Below are 21,559 nucleotides of genomic sequence, written 5' to 3'. Positions count from 1 at the left end.
GAGGTACCGGGTCGGCGCCCACCCGCCCATGCTCGACACGTCCACAGCAACACACGGGAAGCGGGCACCGTGATCCGCTCCCGCACAACGGGGAAGAAACGGGGAGCAATTCATGCGCACAAGCACGCCCGTCCGCCGCAAGGCGAGCGTAGCCCTCGGTGCCACCGCACTGGCACTGTCGCTGAGCGCGGGGCTCAACGCCGGGACGTCGTACGCCGGCCAGCCCTCCGGCGCCGAGTCCGCCGGTGTGGCGGCGGCAGCGGCCAAGCCCAAGTTCCAGATGCCGCTCAAGTGCAACACCAAGTGGCAGCTCAACACCTGGGGCCACAACCCGGCCATCGACATCGTGGTGAACGGCAATCCCGGGTCCGACGGCCGGCCGGTCTACACCGGCTACAAGGGCAAGGTGGTCAAGGCGTACTACGACAAGGGCGCCGGCAACATGATCATCATCAACCACGGCGGCGGCTGGTACACGGCCTACTACCACCTGCAGGACAAGGCCACCAAGTACGTCAAGGTGGGCCAGAAGGTCGGCGCGAAGACGCAGATCGGCCGCATCGGCTCCACCGGCAGCAACGGTGGCAGCTGGGCGCACCTGCACTACGAGCAGCGCTACAAGAAGAGCGGCATCCCGGGCCAGAAGGACCGTAAGCCGGTGCACTTCAACGGCAAGCGGTACACGGGCCACAACCAGACATGGAAGGGCGTCGTCAGCAAGAACTGCTGACGACCGGTCCGCGACCGGAAACGGGAGGGGCGCGCCGCTTCGAGCGGCGCGCCCCTTCGCCGTACCGAGCCGGTGGCCGGCCCGCAGGCGACGGCTCAGTGGAAGAAGTGCCGCGTCCCCGTGAAGTACATCGTGATCCCCGCCTTCTGCGCGGCCTCGACGACCAGCTCGTCGCGGACCGAACCGCCGGGCTGGACGACGGCCTTGACGCCGGCCTCGGTGAGGATCTCCAGCCCGTCAGGGAAGGGGAAGAAGGCGTCCGACGCGGCGTACGAGCCCTGCGCGCGCTCGGCGCCGGCGCGCTCGACGGCGAGCTTCGCGGAGTCGACGCGGTTGACCTGCCCCATGCCGACGCCGACCGAGGCGCCGTCCTTGGCGAGGAGGATCGCGTTGGACTTGACCGCGCGGCAGGCCTTCCAGGCGAAGGCCAGCTCGGCGAGCTCGTCGGCGGAGAGGACCTCGCCGGTCGCGAGGGTCCAGTTGGCGGGGTCGTCGCCGTCGGCCTGGAGGCGGTCGGTGACCTGGAGCAGGGCACCGCCGTCGATCGGCTTGACGTCGATGGGGTGGGCCGGGCTGTCGGGGCAGCGCAGCACGCGGATGTTCTTCTTCTTGGCCAGAGCCTCCAGCGCGCCGTCCTCGTAGTCGGGCGCGACGATGACCTCGGTGAAGATCTCGGCGACCTGCTCGGCCATCTCCTTCGACACCGGACGGTTGACCGCGATCACACCGCCGAACGCCGACAGCGGGTCGCAGGCGTGTGCCTTGCGGTGTGCCTCGGCGACGTCCGCGCCGATCGCGATGCCGCACGGGTTGGCGTGCTTGATGATCGCGACGGCCGGCTCGGCGTGGTCGTACGCGGCGCGGCGGGCGGCGTCCGTGTCCGTGTAGTTGTTGAACGACATCTCCTTGCCGTGCAACTGCTCGGCCTCCGCCAGACCGCCCGTGCCCGCGGTGTAGAGGGCGGCGGGCTGGTGCGGGTTCTCGCCGTAGCGCAGGGTGTTCGCGCGCTCCAGGCTGGTGGCGAGGAACGACGGGAACTGCGAGTCGTCGGCGGGCGCGTACGAGGAGGCGAACCAGGAGGACACCGCGATGTCGTACTCGGCCGTGTGCCGGAAGGCCTCGGCGGCCAGCCGCTTGCGGGTGGCGAGGTCGAAGCCGCCGTCCTTCACGGCCGTCAGGACATCGGCGTACCGCGCCGGGCTGGTGACCACGGCGACCGAGGGGTGGTTCTTGGCGGCGGCGCGGACCATCGACGGACCGCCGATGTCGATCTGCTCGACACACTCGTCGGGGGTGGCGCCGGAGGCGACGGTCTCCCGGAACGGGTAGAGGTTCACGACGACGAGGTCGAACGGCTCGACGCCCAGCTCGGCGAGCTGCCGCCGGTGGTCCTCCAGGCGCAGGTCGGCGAGGATGCCCGCGTGCACCTTGGGGTGCAGGGTCTTGACCCGGCCGTCCAGGCACTCGGGGAAGCCGGTCAGCTCCTCGACCTTGGTGACGGGAACGCCGGCAGCGGCGATGCGCCCGGCGGTGGACCCGGTGGAGACGAGTTCGACGCCCGCCTCGTGCAGGCCGCGCGCGAGGTCCTCGAGGCCCGTCTTGTCGTAGACGCTGACGAGCGCGCGACGGATGACCCGCTGGTCGCTCGTGCCGCTCTGGCCGCTCTCGGCCGTGACAGTGCTGTCGGCGGTCACTGGATAACTACCTTTCGTCCCTCAATGCGATAGCCGTTACGGGCGAGCCGCCCCACGACATCGACGAGCAGCCTTCGCTCGACTTCCTTGATGCGCTCGTGCAGAGCGCTCTCGTCGTCCTCGTCCCGGATCTCCACCACGCCCTGCGCGATGATCGGCCCGGTGTCGACGCCGTCGTCGACGAAGTGGACGGTGCAGCCGGTGACCCTGGCGCCGTACGCGAGCGCGTCCCGCACCCCGTGGGCCCCCGGGAAACTGGGGAGGAGGGCCGGGTGGGTGTTGACGAACCGCCCACCGAACCGCGCCAGGAACTCCTTCCCCACGATCTTCATGAACCCGGCGGAGACGACGAGATCGGGCTCGTACGCGGCGACGGCCTCGGCGAGCGCCACGTCCCACTCCTCGCGGGTGCCGTGGTCCTTGACCCGGCAGACGAAGGTCGGCAGCCCGGCGCGCTCGGCCCGGGCGAGCCCCTCGATGCCGCCGCGGTCGGCTCCGACGGCCACGATCTCGGCGCCGTAGGCCTCGACGCCGGTCGTCGCGATGGCGTCCAGCAGCGCCTGGAGGTTGGTGCCGGATCCGGAGACCAGCACGACGAGGCGCTTGGCCACGGGCTTGGCGGCCACGATGGGGCCCTTTCTACGGGTTCTGCGGGGAACGTCGGGTCTGCCGAATATGCGCTTGTGCATTCATACGAATGCTTCACGTCCCCCGATACGGGGAAGTCTACGAAGCGGCCGACCGTCAGCAACGATACCGGCACACCGGACGGCCCCCGTGGGACGGGGGCGTGGCCGGAAGGTAGCGTCTGCAAGGAGCGGGCTCGGGAACGCGGTCGATGTGTGGGGCGTTCACGAAGTGACAGCTCACGCCGTACCAGTAGATTTCACCGACGAGTTCACTGCCGCATCACCACCCAGTTCACTGCCGAGCGCGCCACCAGGCTCACCGCCGAGCGCACCACCAGACTCACCGCTGTACCCACCGATTTCACCGCTGTATTCACCAAGGGGAAGACGCACTCCTGATGCCGGACCGCAGCCTCCGCCTTCCTTCGCTCCTGCTGCGCGAGCGGAGTTCCTCTCCCACGCCTCCGCGTGAGAGCGAGGACACCCCCGAGCAGTCCGGGCAGCCCGGGCGGGGCCAGGGCTCAGGTCCTTCGGACGACAATCCGTTCGCACCACCGCCCGAGGGCGCTCCCGACCGGCCGTGGCAGCCACGCCGGCCCGCGGGCGGCCAGGGTTCCGAGGACGGAGCGGGTCGCGGTGGTGGTCACTCGCCGTGGGGCAGTCAGTGGAGCGACCGGCAGCCCGGCCGCTCCGGTGGGCCCTTCGGTGAGCGTCCCGGTGGCCAGGGCGGACCGGGTGGTCCCGGTCAGGGCCCCGAGGGCGGTCCGGGCAGCGGGCTGCGCTGGGACCCGGCGGACCCCGTCCAGCGCCGCGCGCGGTACTCCCTGCTCTGCGGCATGTGGGCCTTCTTCTTCGCCCTCTTCGCCTGGCCGTACGTCGCCCTGCTGCTCGGCTCCCTCGCCGTGTACTGGGCCGTCAGCGCCCTGCGCGCCAAGCCCCGCACCCAGGACGCGGCGCAGCCGGCGCCCCTGGAGCCGAGCGGCCGGCCCCAGCGGACCGCGGCCATCAGCGGCCTGGTGACCTCCACGATCGCCCTCGCCATCGTCGCCGTCACCTTCACGGCCCAGTTCGTCTACCGGGACTACTACACCTGCGTCAACGACTCCCTCACCACCGCCTCGGAGAAGTCCTGCAAGGAGCTCCTGCCGGAGGGCCCTGTACGGGAGCTGCTGGGCGCGCGCTAGTCGTCGGCTTCCCCCGGGCTCGCGTCGGGTTCGGGGTCGGAGGTGGCGTTGGGGCGGAGGCCGGAATCGGAGTGAGGGGCTGCGTCAGGGGCGCGCTCGTACGCGTTCCGTCCCGTCGAGGACAGTCCCGTTGAGGGCAGTCCCGTCGAGGGCAGTCCCGTCGAGGGCAGTCCCGTCGAGGACACCTCGCGCCGCAGCGTCGGCCGGCGGGCCGTGCGGGAGTCCAGGTCCCGGACGGGCGGTGGCACGGGTGCGGACTCGAAGGCGTACGGGTCGAGGGCGTACGGGTCGAGGGCGTCGTACGATTCGAGGCCGTCCGTGAGGCTTGCGCTCGGGTTGGAGTTCGGGCTCGGTGTGACCGTGGGGCCGCCCGGGGACGGGAGTTCGGCCGGAGGCCGCTTCCCCCTGGAGAGCCATGCCGGCAGTCGACGTGATCTCTTCGCAGGGGGCTGACGGTGCGGCCAAGAGGACGGCCGCGGTGGCTGATCGGTAGCCGGAGGTCCCCCCGACGCTCCGTCCGCCGCCACGTGCTGCCTGCCGGACTGCCCCGGCGCGGCCTCAGCACCTGCCGCCCGCAGGTCGCCCGGGACCCGCACGCCCGCGTTCGCCCCCGACGCACGCCGGAGCACCGCGGCCGCCCCCGACCTCTTCTCCTGTCCGGTTGCGGCCTTTCGCGCCCGCACCAGCACCAGCACCCGCCACCACCGCGCCACCAAGGCCACCGGCATCCCCGCCGCCCCCACCCAGGCACCGGCCGCGCCGCCCGCCTGCCACCACACGGGTCCGAAGTCGGCCAGGGTGGCGACGCCGAGGGAGCCGCCGGCGAGAAGGGCGAGGAGGGCGACGGCGACGGCGGACATGAGGGCGGCGAGGAGGGTCGCCGCGATGGTCCGGGATGCGGACCAGGGGGCCGTTCGGTCGGCGGTGGCCCGGGCCGCGGTGAACCACCCGACCGTCATGCCCGCGGCGAGCGGCACCGCGCCCACCACCCAGTACCCCGGCGTGCCCCCACCCTCCGGGACGGCCGCGAGCAGGGGGAACGGGGGCAGGAGAGCGGCCGGGGCGGTCGCGTGCAGCGGTCCGGTGATGTGTCCGGCGCCCAGGACGAAGCCGGGGCCGAGGGCGTAGGCCGCCGCCCAGAGCGCCGCGTTCGGGACGAGGGCGAGGCAGAGCAGCAGTACGGCGAAACGCCCGGACCACCCCTCGGTGAGCTGGAGGAAGGTGTCGCGGGCCACGCCGCCGTGCCAGGCCAGGGACACGGCCACCAGCAGGGCGCCACCGCCGGCCAGCACGAGCACGCCCGCCCCGGCAGCCCGTCCGGCGGCGGCCGCGAGGTGTCGTCGGCCCTCCGTCTCGGGGGCGCCCCCGAGGAGCGCGGGCAGGGGCAGCTGGGGGCGCCCGTGCGCCGCCCACACCCCCGTGCCCGCCGCGAGCGCCGCCAGCAGCGGTACGCACAGCGCGGCCCACAACCACGACGGCCGCAGCACGCCCCCCGAGGCATACAGCGTGACCGCCGCGCCGACGACCGCGTATCCGGTGACGAGACCGGCCCATGTCGTACGGGCGCTCGCACCGAAGCCGTCGTCCGCGTGGTCGCGGGCCGAACGGTGCAGCAGGACCACCGGCAGGGCGAGCAGGAGGAGGGGGACGAGGCCCACCGGGGCGGGGGCGCCGGTGAGTGTGTCGGTGCGGACGAGCTCCACTCCGTGGGAGAGCAGCCACAGCGCCGCCGCCACACGCAGCGCCCCGCCGGGCCCGCTGTCCGGGTACGGCGAACTGATCCACAGCAGGGTCACGAGCGCGGCGAACACCCCGAGTCCGAGCCCCGCCGCGAGGACTCCGCCCAGCATCCCGGCGGCCAGGTGGGACGACCGGCCGCGCGACCGCTCGTACAGCGACGCCAGCAACGCCAGCGGCGACGAGGAGGACGAGGAAAATGTCGTGGACGGGGATGACATCGGCGCCAAGGGCCTCATGGGCGCCGTAGGTGCCGTGGGGGCGGCCGACCGGCTGTGGTCGGTGGGGTGGTCCGGCCCCGCGGTCGGGTCGTTCGAGTCGGTCGCGTGCGTCACGTCGGCCATGCTCCCAACGACACGCGCTTTACCGGCGTAACGAGGGATTCGCGCACGTGTCGCCCAATATGTGCTTATGTGCTTTTTCGTACGAGGGTCGGTCCGGAGAGGGTGGGTACGGCGGGAGACGATCCGGTGACGGAGACCGCCGGCAAGCCGTCCGTCCCGTCCGTCCCCTCCGTCCCGAGCGGGGAGGCCGAGTGGTACCAGCAGCCCCTCTGCGCGGACGACGCCGACGATCCCGACCTGGCTCCGCCGCCCCTGACACCCGGCCAGGCCTTCGACGCGCTCTACGCGTACTGCGCGCCGACCCTCGTACAGCAGACCTATCTGCTCACCGGCCGGCACAGGCTGGCCCGCGAGGCGGTGGAGCGGGCCTTCCAGCTCGCCTGGCAGCGCTGGCCGGAGGTGGCTGTCGACCGCGATCCGGCGGGCTGGGTGCGGGCGGCGGCCCACGAGTACGCCCTCTCCCCCTGGCACTGCCTGCGCCCCTGGCGCCGAGAGCCGCAGCCGGCCGACCCCACCGACCGCGCCCTGCTGAGCGCGCTCCTCGAACTACCACCCCCGTACCGCCGCACGCTGCTCCTCTACGACGGCGTCGGCCTCGATCTGCCCGACACGGCCGCCGAGACGGAGGCGAGCACGCCGGCCGCGGCGGGCCGACTGCTCTACGCCCGCGCGACCGTCACCGCGCGCCTACAGGAACAGGTCCCGCCCGACGACCTCCCCCGCCTCCTGGCCGAGCTGCCCGCCGACATCGACCCCGGCCCCACCGAGCCCATCGTGCTCCGCGCCCGAGCCGACCTCCGCGCCCGCCGCTGGACCCACACCGCCCTCGTCTTCACCATCTTCCTCCTCACCACCACCGCCCTCTCCGTCCGCACCGCCCCCGACCACTACGAACCCCCCGTCCCCCAAGGCACCCCAGTCCGAGGCGTCCCCCCAAGAGCAGCCCCCGGCCCCCTCTCCCAGCCCCAGCAGAAACTCCGAGCCAAACTCAGATCGGCGGCAGCGGCGGGCCCGGAACGCGTACACCCGGAAGCCCACTGAGCCGTCGGCTCCGCAGTACTACCTGCGGGCAATCGTGCCGCCGGGCACCCTCATGGCCGTACGTAGCTGCGGGCAGTCGTGCCGCTGGGCACTCTCATGGCCCGTACGTAGCTGCGGGCAACCGTGCCGCTGGGCACCCTCATGGCCCGTACGTAGCTGCGGGCAACCGTGCCGCTGGGCACCCTCATAGCCGTACGTAGCTGCGGGCATCGTGCCGCTGGGGCGGCACGGGTGGGCGCAGCGGCACGCGGCGAGCGACGGTGAGCGAAACGCACCCCCGCCCGGCAGCGGCGGAGGCCGTAAAACCGAGCCACCCGGAAACGCCGGCGGGCCCGCACCCCCAACCCAAGGGAGTACGGGCCCGCGAAAGGCTCAGCCGAGCGGAAGATCAGCCGCCGAGGATCTCGCGCGCGAGCTTCGCCGTCTCGGTCGGCGTCTTGCCGACCTTGACGCCGGCGGCCTCAAGGGCCTCCTTCTTCGCGGCGGCCGTACCGGAGGACCCGGAGACGATGGCGCCGGCGTGGCCCATGGTCTTGCCCTCGGGCGCGGTGAAGCCCGCGACGTAACCGACGACCGGCTTCTTCACGTTCGCCTTGATGAAGTCGGCGGCCCGCTCCTCCGCGTCGCCACCGATCTCACCGATCATCACGATGAGGTCGGTGTCGGGGTCGGCCTCGAACGCGGCGAGCGCGTCGATGTGCGTCGTACCGATGACGGGGTCGCCACCGATGCCGACGGCCGAGGAGAAGCCGATGTCACGGAGCTCGTACATCATCTGGTACGTCAGCGTGCCGGACTTCGAGACCAGACCGATGCGGCCCGGCTTGGTGATGTCACCGGGGATGATGCCGGCGTTCGACTGACCGGGGGTGATCAGACCCGGGCAGTTCGGGCCGATGATCCGCGTCTTGTTGCCCTGCGACACGGCGTACGCGTAGAACGCGGCGGAGTCGTGGACCGCGATGCCCTCGGTGATGACGACCGCGAGCGGGATCTCGGCGTCGATGGCCTCGACGACGGCGGCCTTGGCGAAGGCCGGCGGTACGAAGAGGACGGATACGTTGGCGCCCGTCTTCTCGATCGCCTCGGCGACGGTGCCGAAGACCGGGATCTCGGTGCCGTCGACGTCGACGGTCGTGCCCGCCTTACGGGGGTTCACGCCACCGACGATGTTCGAGCCGTCGGCCAGCATGAGCTTGGTGTGCTTCATGCCCGTGGCACCGGTCATGCCCTGGACGATGACCTTGGAGTCCTTGTTGAGGAAGATAGCCATGGCTGTTCTGTCCCTCGTCCCTTACTTCGCAGCCGCGAGCTCGGCGGCCTTGTCGGCCGCGCCGTCCATGGTGTCCACGCGCTGGACCAGCGGGTGGTTGGCGTCGGAGAGGATCTTGCGACCCAGCTCGGCGTTGTTGCCGTCGAGGCGGACGACGAGGGGCTTGGTGACTTCCTCGCCCTTGTCCGCGAGCAGCTGCAGCGCCTGCACGATGCCGTTGGCGACCTCGTCACAGGCGGTGATGCCACCGAAGACGTTGACGAACACGGACTTGACGTCCGGGTCGCCGAGGATGATCTCCAGGCCGTTCGCCATGACGGCGGCGGAGGCGCCACCGCCGATGTCGAGGAAGTTGGCGGGCTTGACGCCACCGTGCGCCTCACCGGCGTACGCGACGACGTCCAGGGTGCTCATGACGAGACCCGCGCCGTTGCCGATGATGCCGACCTCACCGTCGAGCTTGACGTAGTTGAGGTTCTTCTCCTTGGCCGCGGCCTCGAGGGGGTTGGCGGCCGCGTGGTCGACGAGCTCCTCGTGGTCGGGGTGGCGGAAGTCCGCGTTCTCGTCCAGGGAGACCTTGCCGTCGAGGGCGATGACGTCGCCGGAGGCGACCTTCGCCAGCGGGTTGACCTCGACGAGGAGGGCGTCCTCCTCGATGAAGGTCTTCCACAGGGTGACGAGGACGTTGACGATCTTGTCGGCGACCTCGGCCGGGAACTTCGCGGCCTCGACGATCTCGCGGGCCTTCTCGGGGGTCACACCCTCGTTGGCGTCGATCGGCGTCTTGGCGACGGCCTCGGGGCGGGTGGCCGCCACCTCCTCGATCTCCATGCCGCCCTCGACGGACGCGATGGAGAGGAAGGTGCGGTTGGTGCGGTCGAGGAGGTACGAGACGTAGTACTCCTCGATGATCTCCGGAGCGGTCTCGGCGATCATCACCTTGTTGACCGTGTGGCCCTTGATGTCCATCCCGAGGATGTCCGTCGCGCGGGCGACGGCCTCGTCCGGGGTCGCCGCCAGCTTCACGCCGCCGGCCTTGCCGCGGCCACCGACCTTCACCTGGGCCTTGACGACGGACTTGCCACCGAGACGCTCAGTGGCTGCGCGGGCCGCCTCAGGCGTGTCGATGACTTCACCGGCCAGCACCGGTACATCGTGCTTGGCGAAGAGGTCCCTCGCCTGGTACTCGAACAGGTCCACGCGCTTCCGTCCCTATCAGTGATCTCGCGGTTCGTTGTCTGCGTGGGCGTGCCGCGAGGGCAACGTGACGTCCGCCGTCTGTCAGTCACAAGGGAGGCGCACACGGTGTCCGAGCGCGCGGCATGTCCGTCTCGCAGGTTATCGCTGCTTCCGGGAGCCCCCTAAATCGCGGGTCACACCTGAGCGGTGATACCTGTCACATGATGCCGAGTTCACTGGCACTGCGTGCCGTATGTGCGGGACCTCACCGAACGGGGGTACGTCCGGTGAGGCCCCTCCGAGGCCCTTCAGTGACTCCGAAAGGCCCCTCGACGGGTGATCTCCTCCCCATCGGAGACCACCCGCCACCACCCCCCGGCCTCCACCCGGACGACCGACGGCTTTCGGCCGTCCGGGTTTCAGCCGACGGAGGATTGGCTGACTGCGTCCGCCCCTGCGGGGTCAGAGGCCCCGCGGGGCGTAGCCGGGAGTGACCGAGTCGGCGACCCTCTCGCCCCCGGTGACCGCGTTGCCGGCCGACGGACCGGCGGCCCCGCCGACGGTGCCGGTGAGGCCCCGGGCGAACGGACCGACCCGCTCCGCCACGGGGGCGACCTCGCCGACGGCGCCGTACGCGAAGGGCGCCACGTCCCCGGTCACGCCGTACGCCGGCCGCCCGCACCGGCCGCGGCCTCGATGTCGGCCTGGACGGTGGCGGTGGTGGTCCCCGCCCTGTCGCCGGCCTTGTCCGTGACCGCGTCCACGCTCTGCGGGACCTTGGCGTCCACATAGCGGTGGGCCTGGCCGGTCGCCTCGGTGGACATGGTCGGCGGTCTTGAAATGGCGCCGGTCGAGGTATCCCCGGTCGAGGTGGCGCGGGGGACGGCGCCGGTGATGCCGGAGGTGGTCTCGTCGACCGTGTCGGTGACCGAGCCCACGGCGTCCCTGACCGTGTCGGTGGTGTCGGCCGTGTCGACGCTCACGTCGGGGACGGTGACCCCCGACGCGGGCAGTTCGTCAGCGCTGGCGACGGTGGAGCCGAGCGCCCACGCGCCGGTGACACCGGCAGCTATCACGATGGAGCGGCGGATGTTCTTGTTCATGCGTGCGTCAGTTCCTTCGGGAATCCGAGTCGTGGGGAGCCGGGGGGCGAACCGCGACCGGTGACGCCGCTTCCTTTGGTGGTCCGGGAGTTGGGGACCAGCGGCTGTGCGGCCCGGCGCTACCGCCTCGTCATTCCGACGAGGTCGCGGTTCCGGCTCCGAGGGGCTGTCGTCCGGGTCTCCACGAGAGGGAGGGGCGCCCGGACGGCGGGCAGACCGGTTCCGCCCCCGCGCGACAGGTCTGGCGGGGGAAGAAGGCCGGCGCTAGCCGGGGAACTCGGGGATGTCCCGGTGCCGGTCCCGGGTCCCGTCCGCGGCGTCGGCCGCGGTGGCGCCGGGCACGAGGCTCAGCGGCGCCCGGTCGAGAGAAGCGACGGCATGCGGCTCGGCGTGCCGCGGCCCGCCGTTGTCGACCGCGGAGTGGCGGCCGAGGGTGCCCGTCGGAAGACCGTCGGGGTTCTGCTGCGCGGGCACCCGCACGACGGGCGAGTCCCCGGCACCGGCAGCCCGGTGAGGTGCCGACACGACCACCGTGGCGCCGTCTGCGGCATGCGGCCCGTACACGACGGAGGCCGACCCGGCAGCCCGCTCACCGTCTCTGTCACCGTCACCGGTCGAGCCCGGCGTCTCCGTCTCGGTCCGACCCGGCTCCTGCGGCGTCACGTCGACGGGCAGCGTTTCGACCGGCAACGTGGTCCACCCGGGCAGTCCCGGCAACTCCGGAAGCCCCGGAACCCCGGGCAGCGACGGCATCCCGCTCACCGGCGGAAACTGCGTCGGCACCTCCGCCAGCCCCTCGGTCACCGACCCCACGAGATCACCGACCGGCCCCACGACATGCTCGGTCACCGGCCGCAACACCGGCTCGGTGACCGGCCGTACGACGTCCTCGATGACCGGCCGAACAACCTGCTCAGTGACCGGCTGCACGACATCATTGGTGACCGGCCGCAACACCGGCTCGGTGACCGGCCCTACGACGTCCTCGATGACCGGCCGAACAACCTGCTCAGTGACCGGCTGCACGACATCATTGGTGACCGGCCGCAACACCGGCTCGGTGACCGGCCCTACGACGTCCTCGATGACCGGCCGAACAACCTGCTCAGTGACCGGCTGCACGACATCATTGGTGACCGGCCGCAACACCGGCTCGGTGACCGACCCTACGACGTCCTCGATGACCGGCCCTACGACGTCCTCGATGACCGGCCGCACGACCTGCTCGGTCGCCGGCTCAACCGCATGCTCCGCAACCGGCTCGACGACATGCTCGCCGACCGAAGGCACCGCGTGGCCGACCGTCCCGGTGACATCGGTGACGGCAGCCGAGAAGGGCCGCGAAGTCGGCGCCCCCTCCGCCGCGTTCGCCCGCTCCCCGCAGAGAACCCCCAGCACGAACAGCCCACCCACCAACAGCGCCACCTGCACCAGACGGCGCCCGGCGACTCCGCGCACCACGCGCAGGGCTGCACCGGCACCCGGGAGTGCGGCTGCTGAAGTCAAAACGGGGAGGACCCTCCCGTGCGGCGGAATGACGAAGTACGGGGCGAAGATGCGCACGATGCGAACACCCGTGTGAAGGTGTGAAGCGTGGCCGATCCTCGCACGGGACTCCCGTCGTCACGCAAGCCCCGTGTCACCGACGCGTTGTCATGTCCGCTTTTCAACCCCCCTTGTCCGGTTACCGACTCCCGCCACGCCCAGGACCACCGCCTCAGCCCGAACCCCCGTCACCTACCGCTACCGCCCATCCGCACCCTCAGGCGCGCTCCCCGACGCCCCTCACGCACCGTCCGGTATCGGCAACGGCCGCTTCTCGATGGCGGCCGCCATCACCTCCGGGAAGAGGTCGGGCGTGCAGGCGAACGCCGGTGCGCCGAGGGCCGCGAGGGCCGCCGCGTGCTCGCGGTCGTACGCCGGCGCCCCTTCGTCGGAGAGCGCCAGCAGCGTCACGAACTGCACCCCCGACGCCTTCATCGCCGCCACCCGCTTCAGCATCTCGTCGCGTATGCCGCCCTCATAGAGGTCGCTGATCAGCACGACCACGGTTTCCGCGGGCCGGGTGATCTGCGACTGGCAGTACGCGAGCGCCCTGTTGATGTCCGTGCCGCCGCCGAGCTGGGTACCGAAGAGGACGTCGACCGGGTCGTCGAGCTGGTCCGTGAGGTCGACGACAGCTGTGTCGAAGACGACGAGCCGGGTGCTGATGGACCGCATGGACGCCAGCACCGCCCCGAAGACGGACGCGTAGACGACGGACGCCGCCATCGACCCCGACTGGTCGATGCACAGGACGACCTCCTTCTTCACCGACTGGGAGGCCCGCCCGTACCCGATGAGCCGCTCGGGCACCACCGTCCGGTACTCCGGCAGGTAGTTCTTGAGATTGGCCGCGATCGTGCGGTTCCAGTCGATGTCGTGGTGACGCGGCCGGTTGACGCGGGCACTGCGGTCGAGGGCACCGGTGAGGGTGGCCCGGGTGCGGGTGGCGAGCCGCTTCTCCAGATCCTCGACGACCTTGCGTACGACGGCCCGCGCGGTCTCCTTCGTCGTCTCCGGCATGGCCTTGTTGAGCGAGAGCAGGGTGCCGACGAGGTGGACGTCCGCCTCCACCGCCTCCAGCATCTCCGGCTCCAGCAACAGCGCGGACAGTCCGAGCCGGTCGATGGCGTCCCGTTGCATGACCTGTACGACGGACGAGGGGAAGTACGTCCGGATGTCCCCGAGCCACCGCGCCACCGACGGCGCCGACGCCCCGAGCCCCGCCGAACGGTCCCGCCCCGCCTGCGACTTGTCCCCCTTCCCGTACAGCGCGGTCAACGCCTGGTCCATCGCCGCGTCCCGCCCGCCCAGCGCGCGACCCGTGCCGTCCGCCGACTCACCGCCGAGCACGAGCCGCCAGCGGCGCAACCGCTCGTCGGCCGCGTCCGGATCCAGCCCGGTCGTTACTGTCGCCGCTGCTGCCGCCCCGGTCGTCATCCGCGCGCCCCCGTACGAGGCCGGGCCCAGAGCGGGATCACCGGTACGGTCGTGGTCGGGGCGCCGCCGGACCGGAAACCGTGCCCGCGCTCGCTCCCGTACCCGTCCCGGGCGTCCACCGCTTCGGTGGCCTTCCTCTGCCTGCTCAGTCCGTCGGTCGTCATCCCGCCACCCCCACAAGGTCGTTGTCGTCGGAGTTCTTCTGGCCGGCGCTCCCCCGGTCGCCGTCCAGGCCGAGCAGCAGCCGCACCACCGGCAGGACCGCGTCCGCACGGTCGTGGTCGAGGTCGGCCGCGAAGCCCGGCATGCCGGTCCCGCCGGCCGTCGCGCTCTCCCGTTGCCCCGGCCCGCGCCGCACCAGCTCGCCGAGCGTCCGACGCACCCCCGGCTCGTACGCCGAGAACGTGCGCCGCAGCAACGGCAGTACGTCCGTGAACGCGTCCCCGGGCACCCCGGTCAGCCAGGCGTCCACCAGGCCGAGCAGCCGCTCGTCGTGCACCAGCAGCATCCCGCCGCCGGAGCCGCCGCCGACGAACCCCTCGATCCACGCCGCCGCGTCGGCCGGCGCCGTACCGGGCGACAGCACGAGCCCCATGAGCCGTGCTACCTCGTCCTGTGCCAACTCCCCGTCGTCCAGCAGAAGTCGTACGGCCCGGCCCCGGATGATGCCCGGGACGGTGTCCCGCCCGGAGAGGACGCGGAGCACCGAGTGCCAGCGGGCCCGTATGTCACCGCTCCGTGCCGTGCGCTCCCCCGTGACGGCGTCACCCAGCAGCCCCACCGCGCCGTGCACCGCGTCCACGTGGCGGCGCATCTCCTGTGCCGCCTCCGCGTCGAGCGCGGCGCACGCGGGCGGGAGCCCGACGAAGACGCGCTCGGCGAGCCCGGCGGCGACCTCGGCCAGCGCCCTGGTGTCGGTGGCGCGGACGTCGCCGTAGCGGAGGGAGCGGACGAGGGCCGGGAGGGCCTGGGCCAGGTGGCCGACGTCGGCGTCGAGGGCGGCGCGGTCGGCGAGCACCCTCATCACCACGGGCAGGGCGTCGGGGAGTTCGGCGAGCAGGCAGCGCTCGGCGAGCCCGGTGATGTCGGCGAGCGAACGGGCCGCGACGGCGTCCGCCTCGGCCTTCGCGGTCGTCGCGGAGAGCACGGTGGTCCCCCACACGCCGGCCTCGGCGACCCGCACCGACAGCTCCGGCTCCCAGCGCAGCCGCCAGGTCTCCCGGAACGTGCCCGTGCTGCCGCGCGAGGTCGTCGGCTCGCCCCACTCGACGCCGAGCAGCCGCAGCCGGTGCAGCAGCCGGCTGCGCTCCGCGTCGTTCTCCTTCCGCAGGTCGAGTTCCAGCTCCCGCTCCAGTGCCTCCGGCTTGAGCCGCAACCGCCGCTGGAGCCGGGCGAGGTCCCGCTGCAACGGCACCGCCGGCGCCGACTCGGGCACCTCCCCCAGTACGTCGCCGACCACCAGCCGGTCATGTATCAGCGACAGTGGCACGTCCGAGCCGTCGCACATCACCGCCCGTACGGCGTCGGTGGTCTCCGTGAGCCCCGGCAGCGGGCGGCCGCGCATCGCGGCCAGCGTCTCCGCCAGTCGGACCGCCTCGATGACATGCGCGGAGGAGACGATCCGGTCCTCCTCGCGCAGCAGCCCCGCCACCTTGGTCAGCCACCGCTCCACGGGACGGTCGGGTGCGCCGAACAGGTGCCCGTACCAGCCCGGCGAGTCGATCCCCGCTCCGTAACCGCTGGTCCGGGCCAGCCTCCGGTGCGTCCACGGCACCCAGGTCATGTCGGCCTTGACCTTGGGCAGCCCCTTCAGCAGCGCCCGATCGGCGGCCACGGTCCGCTTCTCCCGCAGCGCGGGCACATGCCAGGCCCCGCACACGACGGCCACCTCGCCGTTGCCGAACTCCTTCTGTGCGGCCCGTAGTTGCAACCTCATATACGCCTCGCGTACCGGATCCCGATCGCGCCCCCCGGTCCCGAACACCTCCCGCAGCGCGCCCATCGCCTCCTCCAGCACAACGAACGGCGCGAAGACGTCCCCACCGGCCCCCCGATGCTCGACCACGTCCTCCCACCACCGCTCGGCATCGTCATATCCGGCGGCTTCGGCAAGCGCGGCCAGGGGGTCGACGCGAACCGCCTCTCCCACCGAAGTCTCAGCCGAGGCCGACGCCTCGCCCGCCTCCGCGGCCAGGGCGTCTCGCTCGGCGGCCGTCTCGCCCGGGGCCGTCTTTTCGGCCAAGGCCGCCGCCGCGTCCGAGGTCACCGCCGCGTCCGTGGCCGCCGCCGCGTCCGAGGTCACCGCCGCGTCCGAGGCCGCCGCCGCGTCCGAGGTCACCGCCGCGTCCGTGGCCGCCCTTTCAGCCGAGGCCGCAGCCTCGCCCGACTCCTCAGCCGAGACGGCACCATCAGCCGACGTCTCAGCCGCGGTCGACCCTTCGCCCTGCTCCGGTCCCTCAGTCGCCCCGCGTGGCCGTGAGGTCCGCCCGTTCGGCTCGGCGGCGCCGGCCTCCTCCCTGCCCCATGCCAGCGAGTGCGTGGCCGGCAGGTCGATGAAGCGGGCCGGGACGCCGTGGGCCAGGGCCCAACGGATGGCCACCCACTCCGGGGAGAACTCGGCGAGGGGCCAGAAGGAGGAGCGGCCGGGCTCGTCGACCGCGTGGGCGAGGAGGGCGACCGGGGGCCGCATGTCCTCGTCGGCGGCGAGCGGGATGAGCGCGTCCGCCTCCGGTGGTCCCTCGATCAGCACGACCCGGGGCCGGGCCGCCTCCAGCGCGGCCCGCACCGCCCGCGCCGACCCCGGCCCGTGGTGCCGCACACCGAGCAGCAACGGCCCACCACCGGGCGGCCGCACCCCGGCGAGCACCTCGACGTCCGCGTGTTCCACGCCCGCGCGCGTCTCCACGCCGCCATGCGTCTCCACGCAGGCCTGCGCCTCCGCCCCGGCCTGCGCCTCCGCCCGGGCCTGCGCCTCCGCCCTGGCGTGCGTCTCCGGCCCGGCAAGCATCTCCACGTCGGTGTGTGCCTCAGCCCCGGCAAGCATCTCCGCCCCGCCGAGTGGCCCCGCCCAGCCGTGCGACCCCGCCCCGCCATGCGTCTCCACGCCGCCGTACGCCTCCCCCTCGGCACGTGCCTCCGCCTCAACCGCCGGCTCCGGCCGACCGACCGGAACGATGCCTTCGGTCCGCGCCGCTCCTTCCCCCTGCCCCGTCACGCGCTCACCTCACGGCAGGCGCGGTAGAAGTCCGTCCAGCCGTCGCGCTCGCGTACGACCGCCTCCAGGTACTCCTGCCAGATGACGCGGTCGGCGGCCGGGTCGCGGACGACCGCGCCGAGGATGCCGGCGGCGACGTCGGACGGGCGCAGGACGCCGTCGCCGAAGTGGGCGGCGAGAGCCAGCCCATTGGTGACGACGGAGATCGCCTCGGCGGTCGACAGGGTGCCGCTGGGCGACTTCAGCTTCGTACGGCCGTCCGCGGTGACGCCGTCGCGGAGCTCTCGGAAGACGGTGACGACGCGGCGGATCTCGTCGATGCCGTCGGGCGCGGCCGGCAGGTCGAGGGAGCGGCCGATCTGGTCGACGCGGCGCGAGACGATGTCGACCTCGGCGTCGGCACTCTCCGGCAGCGGCAGCACCACCGTGTTGAAACGGCGGCGCAGGGCGCTGGACAGGTCGTTGACCCCGCGGTCGCGGTCGTTGGCCGTGGCGATGAGGTTGAAGCCCCGGACGGCCTGCACTTCCTGCCCCAGCTCTGGTATCGGCAGCGTCTTCTCGGACAGAATCGTGATCAGCGTGTCCTGGACGTCGGCCGGGATACGGGTCAGCTCCTCGACGCGGGCCGTCATGCCCTCCGCCATGGCCCGCATGACGGGGCTGGGCACGAGGGCATCGCGACTCGGGCCGTGGGCGAGCAGCCGCGCGTAGTTCCAGCCGTAGCGGATCGCCTCCTCCGGGGTGCCCGCCGTGCCTTGTACGAGCAGTGTGGAGTCGCCGCTGACGGCCGCCGCCAGGTGCTCGGAGACCCAGGTCTTGGCGGTGCCGGGCACGCCGAGCAGGAGCAGGGCGCGGTCGGTGGCGAGGGTCGTGACGGCGACCTCGACGATGCGGCGCGGCCCGACGTACTTCGGTGTGATCACCGTGCCGTCCGAGAGCGTCCCGCCGAGCAGATATGTGGCGACGGCCCACGGCGAGAGCTTCCAGCGGGCCGGCCGGGGCCGGTCGTCCTGGGCGGCCAGCGCGGTCAGTTCATCGGCGAAGGCGTGCTCGGCGTGGGCCCGCAGAACATCGCCGCCCGTGCGCGCGTCCACACCCGCATCCATGTGCGCACGCGTGTGCGTGTTCGCGGGCGCGGACTGGTTGTGGCTCGGGTCGACAGTGGTCGTTCCAGTAGACGCAGGCATGGCTGAGTCCCCCTCCAGCTCGGCCGGTTCGGATCTGGTGACCACACTGCACCACGCCACTGACAATCCAGTCTGACCTGCGAAAATTGGATCGCGCAAGCCAATTGTCAGTGGTGGGATCTACCTTCGAAGCATGACTCAGCAGGGGGTGCGCTGGACGGCTGAGCAGGTGCTGGCATTGGCACCTGACGCCACGTCGCGCAAAGCCGGAAGCAAACTCGGCGCGGCCGGGCCGTGGTCGGAGGCAGGCACTTCGGACGAGGGGACGGTGTGGGGACTATGCAGAGGCAGTGGCAGCAAGCCGTATCAGACAGTGATCGACGTCGCGGACTCCACCGGGCCCGCGTACAAGTGCAGTTGTCCGAGCAGGAAGTTCCCGTGCAAGCATGCGCTGGGGCTGCTGCTGCTCTGGGCGGGCGACGACGCCGCGGTGCGGCCTGGGCAGGCGCCGGACTGGGCGGAGCAGTGGCTTGCAGGCCGCCGCTCGCGCGCAGCGGAGAGGACGACGAGGACGGACGCGGCATCTGGGGCCACGTCCGCTGACACCGAGGCGGCGCGTCGCCGAGCGGAGCGGCGCGCCGACCGGATCACCGCAGGCGCGACGGAGCTCGAACAGCGCCTGACCGACCTGCTCCGCGGCGGCCTGGCCGCCGCGGAGCAGGCGGGGTACGGGTTGTGGGAAGAGACGGCGGCCCGCATGGTCGACGCGCAGGCCCCCGGGCTTGCCGCGCGAGTAAGGGAGTTGGGCGCGATACCGGGCTCGGGCCCCGGCTGGCCGATCCGCCTCCTGGAGGAGTGCGCCCTCCTCCATCTCCTGGACCAGGGCTGGCTGCGCCGCGAGCGGCTCCCGGACGGCCTCGCGGCCACGGTCCGCTCCCGGGTCGGCCTGCCCGGCTCTCCGGACGGCCCGCCGGTCCGCGACCGCTGGCTCGCCCTCGCCCAGTACGACACGTCCGACTCCCGTCTCACCACCCGCCGCATCTGGCTCCACGGCACCGAGTCGGGCCGCACGGCACTGCTCCTCTCCTACGGAGCCGCCGGCCGCGCCCCCGAGCTGTCGCTCCCGGTCGGTCTGGCCTTCGAGGCGGAGGTGTCGGCGTACCCGGGCACGGGACAACTACGAGCGGCCCTGGGCGAGCGATTCACCGCGCCCGAGCCCGCCGCCCTACGACCGCCGGGGGTCACTCCGGCCGAAGCGGCGGCCCGCTACGGCGAGGCCCTCCGGGACGACCCCTGGCTGGACTCCTATCCGGTCACCCTCACCCGTGTCATACCGACCCCGGACGGCGACTCCTGGCAACTGGCCGACGCCGACAGCGATCTGGCCCTCCCCATCACCCCGTCCGCCCGCTCCCGCCCGGGCCTGTGGCGCCTCGTCGCCCTCTCCGGCGGCACACCCGTCACGGTCTTCGGCGAGTGCGGCCACCGTGGCTTCACACCTCTGACGGCTTGGGCGGAGGGGCCAGAGGAGACGTCGGGGGCGGTCGGGCAGGCGGTGGCTTTGTGCTGAGGGACGGCGTCGCAGGCAGCGGCGGGAGCAGCGGTTCACGGTCTACGGAAGGAACCTCATGACCAGCACGTCAGAAGCTTCGGCGGGGTCCTCCTGGGAGGAGCTCGTCACCACGGCGCTGCTCGGTACGGATCGCCGTACGCCGCCGGGGTCGGCGCCGGGCCGGGAGGCGCCCGTGGCGCTGCTGGACGCGGCGGCCACGGAGACCGTGCGGCGCAGGGCTGGGATACGGCCCGTGCGGGCGGTGGCGCGGCCGGAGCCGGTGGCACCGGATCGGCGGCCGCCGTTGCCGCCCGCCGCGACGCGGAGACTCGCGACCTTGCTGGCCGACCGGCCCGGCACGGGTGGCGGCCGCCGGGGTGCGGCGCCCGATCTGATGGAACTGCTGCCCCAGTGGCTGGCATTGGCCAACGCATACGGGTATGCGGCGCCTCCGGAGGCCCTGCCCGCGCTGCTGGACGCGGCACGCGGCCGTACGGATCTGCGCCCCGCCGCCCTGACCTTCGCGGGCACGCGTGCGCTGTGGCTGGCACGGCTGAACACGGACTGGCGGTTCGCGCTGCGTGCCACGCCGGGCGGTGGCGCGGCCCTGCCCGGTCCGGACGAGCCGGAGCGGATCCAACGGCTCTGGCGGGAAGGCCTGTTCGCGGAGCGCGTCGCGCTGCTCACGGCGGTACGGGCACGGGATGCCGCGTCGGCACGCGAGTTGCTGGCGTCCACATGGTCGACGGAGCGGGCCGAGGACCGGCTCATGTTCCTCGACACACTCCGCACGGGGCTGGGGGCGCAGGACGAGCCGTTCCTGGAGGCCGGGTTGGCGGACCGCAGCCGGAATGTGCGGGCGACGGCGGCGGAGCTGCTGTCCGCGCTGCCCGACTCCGCGCTCGCGGAGCGGATGGCGAAGCGGGCGACCGCGTGTGTGGCCGTCGACCACACCGTCGGCGCGCCCACGCTCGTGGTCGAGGCACCGCACGAGTGCAACCCCGGCATGGAACGTGATGGTGTGCTGCCCAAGGCTCCGGCCGGGCGGGGTGAACGGTCGTGGTGGCTGGGCCAGTTGGTGGAGGCGGCGCCGCTCGGGGCGTGGTCGCGGCGGTTCGGGGGGCGTACGCCGGAGGAGATCGTGGCGCTGCCGGTCGCGGACGACTGGCGGGGGGAGTTGCACGGGGCGTGGTGCCGGGCGGCGGTGCGGCAGCGGGATCCCGGGTGGTCGCGGGCGTTGTTGGGGTCGCCCTCCACGCCGGAGGCCGGGGGTCCGGGGGCCGTGTCGCTGGCCGAGCGGGCGAAGTTGCTGGCGACGCTGGAGGGTGGAGAGCGGGCCGGGTGGGTGGCGGGGTTCATCGCCACGCATGGGTTGTCGGAGGCGTTTCAGCTGTTGGGTGTGTGTGCGGTGCCGTGGGCTCCGCCGTTGGGGCGGGCCGTGGTGGACGCGCTCAATATCGCGCGGGACGCGGGGAGCTATCCCTGGAGTTTCAGTGGGGTGATGGGGCTGGCCGAGCGGTGTCTGGATCCTGTGGAGGTGGTGCGTCTCGAGCCGCTCACGGCTACGCCGGAGGATGCGGAGGACTCTGCGCCGGGGGCTGGGGGGTACTGGGCCGAGGCGTTTCAGCGGCTGACCACTACGTTGCGGTTGCGGGCGACGATGCAGGGGGAGCTGGCGCCGCCACAGTGAAGCGCACGAGAGCTGGGGGGGAGGTTTGTGCGGCGAGTGCGGGTTGTGTGTGGTTGCTCGCGCAGTTCCCCGCGCCCCTG

General features: G+C 72.5%; 17 protein-coding genes. 5 read left to right on the top strand and 12 right to left on the bottom strand.

The features are described from left to right. Positions 1 to 112: 112 nt before the first annotated feature. Positions 113 to 730, top strand: coding sequence for a M23 family metallopeptidase (locus JIX55_RS31855; RefSeq protein WP_257566672.1), 618 nt, complete (start codon positions 113 to 115; stop codon positions 728 to 730). Between the two features lie 95 nt (positions 731 to 825). Here the strand turns inward: JIX55_RS31855 and purH are convergent, their stop codons facing one another. After that, positions 826 to 2,424 carry a bifunctional phosphoribosylaminoimidazolecarboxamide formyltransferase/IMP cyclohydrolase gene (gene purH / locus JIX55_RS31850; protein ID WP_257566671.1) on the bottom strand — a complete coding sequence of 533 codons (1,599 nt, stop codon included), beginning with the start codon at positions 2,422 to 2,424 and terminating at the stop codon, positions 826 to 828. Continuing rightward, positions 2,421 to 3,050 carry a phosphoribosylglycinamide formyltransferase gene (gene purN, locus JIX55_RS31845; RefSeq protein ID WP_257566670.1) on the bottom strand — a complete coding sequence of 210 codons (630 nt, stop codon included), beginning with the start codon at positions 3,048 to 3,050 and terminating at the stop codon, positions 2,421 to 2,423. Before purN ends, purH begins: the two co-directional genes overlap by 4 nt. Before the next feature lie 401 nt (positions 3,051 to 3,451). Here purN and JIX55_RS31840 point away from each other — a divergent pair, with 401 nt between their 5' ends. Next, positions 3,452 to 4,237: a hypothetical protein gene (locus JIX55_RS31840; RefSeq protein WP_257566669.1), complete on the top strand. Its 786-nt coding sequence runs from the start codon at positions 3,452 to 3,454 to the stop codon at positions 4,235 to 4,237. Here JIX55_RS31840 and JIX55_RS50965 read toward each other — a convergent pair. Continuing rightward, positions 4,234 to 6,318, bottom strand: coding sequence for a cell division protein PerM (locus JIX55_RS50965; RefSeq protein ID WP_306820048.1), 2,085 nt, complete (start codon positions 6,316 to 6,318; stop codon positions 4,234 to 4,236). The genes JIX55_RS31840 and JIX55_RS50965 overlap by 4 nt on opposite strands. Before the next feature lie 126 nt (positions 6,319 to 6,444). Between JIX55_RS50965 and JIX55_RS31830 the strand changes: the two genes are divergently transcribed. After that, a complete protein-coding gene (locus JIX55_RS31830; protein WP_257566668.1) occupies positions 6,445 to 7,359 on the top strand; it encodes an RNA polymerase sigma factor in 915 nt (304 codons plus the stop codon). A gap of 388 nt (positions 7,360 to 7,747) precedes the next feature. On the opposite strand, the gene sucD is transcribed toward JIX55_RS31830, so the two are convergent. From sucD to JIX55_RS31785, 9 genes are all read right to left on the bottom strand, one after another. Further along, positions 7,748 to 8,632, bottom strand: a complete 885-nt coding sequence (gene sucD / locus JIX55_RS31825; RefSeq protein ID WP_257566667.1) for a succinate--CoA ligase subunit alpha — start codon at positions 8,630 to 8,632, stop codon at positions 7,748 to 7,750. Between the two features lie 21 nt (positions 8,633 to 8,653). Beyond that, the gene (sucC, locus tag JIX55_RS31820; RefSeq protein ID WP_257566666.1) at positions 8,654 to 9,832 is read right to left on the bottom strand and encodes an ADP-forming succinate--CoA ligase subunit beta; all 1,179 of its coding nucleotides are present in this window, start codon (positions 9,830 to 9,832) and stop codon (positions 8,654 to 8,656) included. A 441-nt stretch (positions 9,833 to 10,273) separates the two neighbouring features. Further along, positions 10,274 to 10,471, bottom strand: a complete 198-nt coding sequence (locus JIX55_RS31815) for a hypothetical protein (RefSeq protein ID WP_257566665.1) — start codon at positions 10,469 to 10,471, stop codon at positions 10,274 to 10,276. After that, positions 10,468 to 10,914 (bottom strand): hypothetical protein, encoded by a 447-nt coding sequence (locus JIX55_RS31810; protein ID WP_257566664.1) that lies wholly within the window; start codon positions 10,912 to 10,914, stop codon positions 10,468 to 10,470. The genes JIX55_RS31815 and JIX55_RS31810 overlap by 4 nt, the downstream gene beginning before the upstream one ends. Positions 10,915 to 11,178: 264 nt before the next feature. Then, positions 11,179 to 12,477: a hypothetical protein gene (locus JIX55_RS31805; RefSeq protein ID WP_257566663.1), complete on the bottom strand. Its 1,299-nt coding sequence runs from the start codon at positions 12,475 to 12,477 to the stop codon at positions 11,179 to 11,181. Between the two features lie 222 nt (positions 12,478 to 12,699). Continuing rightward, positions 12,700 to 13,896 carry a VWA domain-containing protein gene (locus JIX55_RS31800; protein WP_257566662.1) on the bottom strand — a complete coding sequence of 399 codons (1,197 nt, stop codon included), beginning with the start codon at positions 13,894 to 13,896 and terminating at the stop codon, positions 12,700 to 12,702. Continuing rightward, positions 13,893 to 14,060 (bottom strand): hypothetical protein, encoded by a 168-nt coding sequence (locus JIX55_RS31795; protein ID WP_257566661.1) that lies wholly within the window; start codon positions 14,058 to 14,060, stop codon positions 13,893 to 13,895. The genes JIX55_RS31800 and JIX55_RS31795 overlap by 4 nt, the downstream gene beginning before the upstream one ends. Continuing rightward, the gene (locus JIX55_RS31790; RefSeq protein WP_257569544.1) at positions 14,057 to 16,726 is read right to left on the bottom strand and encodes a DUF5682 family protein; all 2,670 of its coding nucleotides are present in this window, start codon (positions 16,724 to 16,726) and stop codon (positions 14,057 to 14,059) included. The genes JIX55_RS31795 and JIX55_RS31790 overlap by 4 nt, the downstream gene beginning before the upstream one ends. A 380-nt stretch (positions 16,727 to 17,106) precedes the next feature. Further along, entirely contained in the window at positions 17,107 to 18,297 is a 1,191-nt protein-coding gene (locus JIX55_RS31785; RefSeq protein WP_257566660.1) for an ATP-binding protein, read from the bottom strand. A 133-nt stretch (positions 18,298 to 18,430) separates the two neighbouring features. On the opposite strand from JIX55_RS31785, the gene JIX55_RS31780 reads away from it, so the two are divergent. Together JIX55_RS31780 and JIX55_RS31775 are read left to right on the top strand one after the other, a co-directional pair. Then, entirely contained in the window at positions 18,431 to 19,807 is a 1,377-nt protein-coding gene (locus JIX55_RS31780; protein ID WP_257566659.1) for an SWIM zinc finger family protein, read from the top strand. Between the two features lie 58 nt (positions 19,808 to 19,865). After that, positions 19,866 to 21,479, top strand: a complete 1,614-nt coding sequence (locus JIX55_RS31775; protein WP_257566658.1) for a DUF5691 domain-containing protein — start codon at positions 19,866 to 19,868, stop codon at positions 21,477 to 21,479. The last annotated feature ends 80 nt before the right edge of the window (positions 21,480 to 21,559 follow it).

Source organism: Streptomyces sp. DSM 40750 (assembly GCF_024612035.1).
GTDB lineage: Bacteria > Actinomycetota > Actinomycetes > Streptomycetales > Streptomycetaceae > Streptomyces.
Note: the sequence above shows the minus strand (reverse complement) of the source record. Positions and strands in the feature narration are given on the sequence as shown.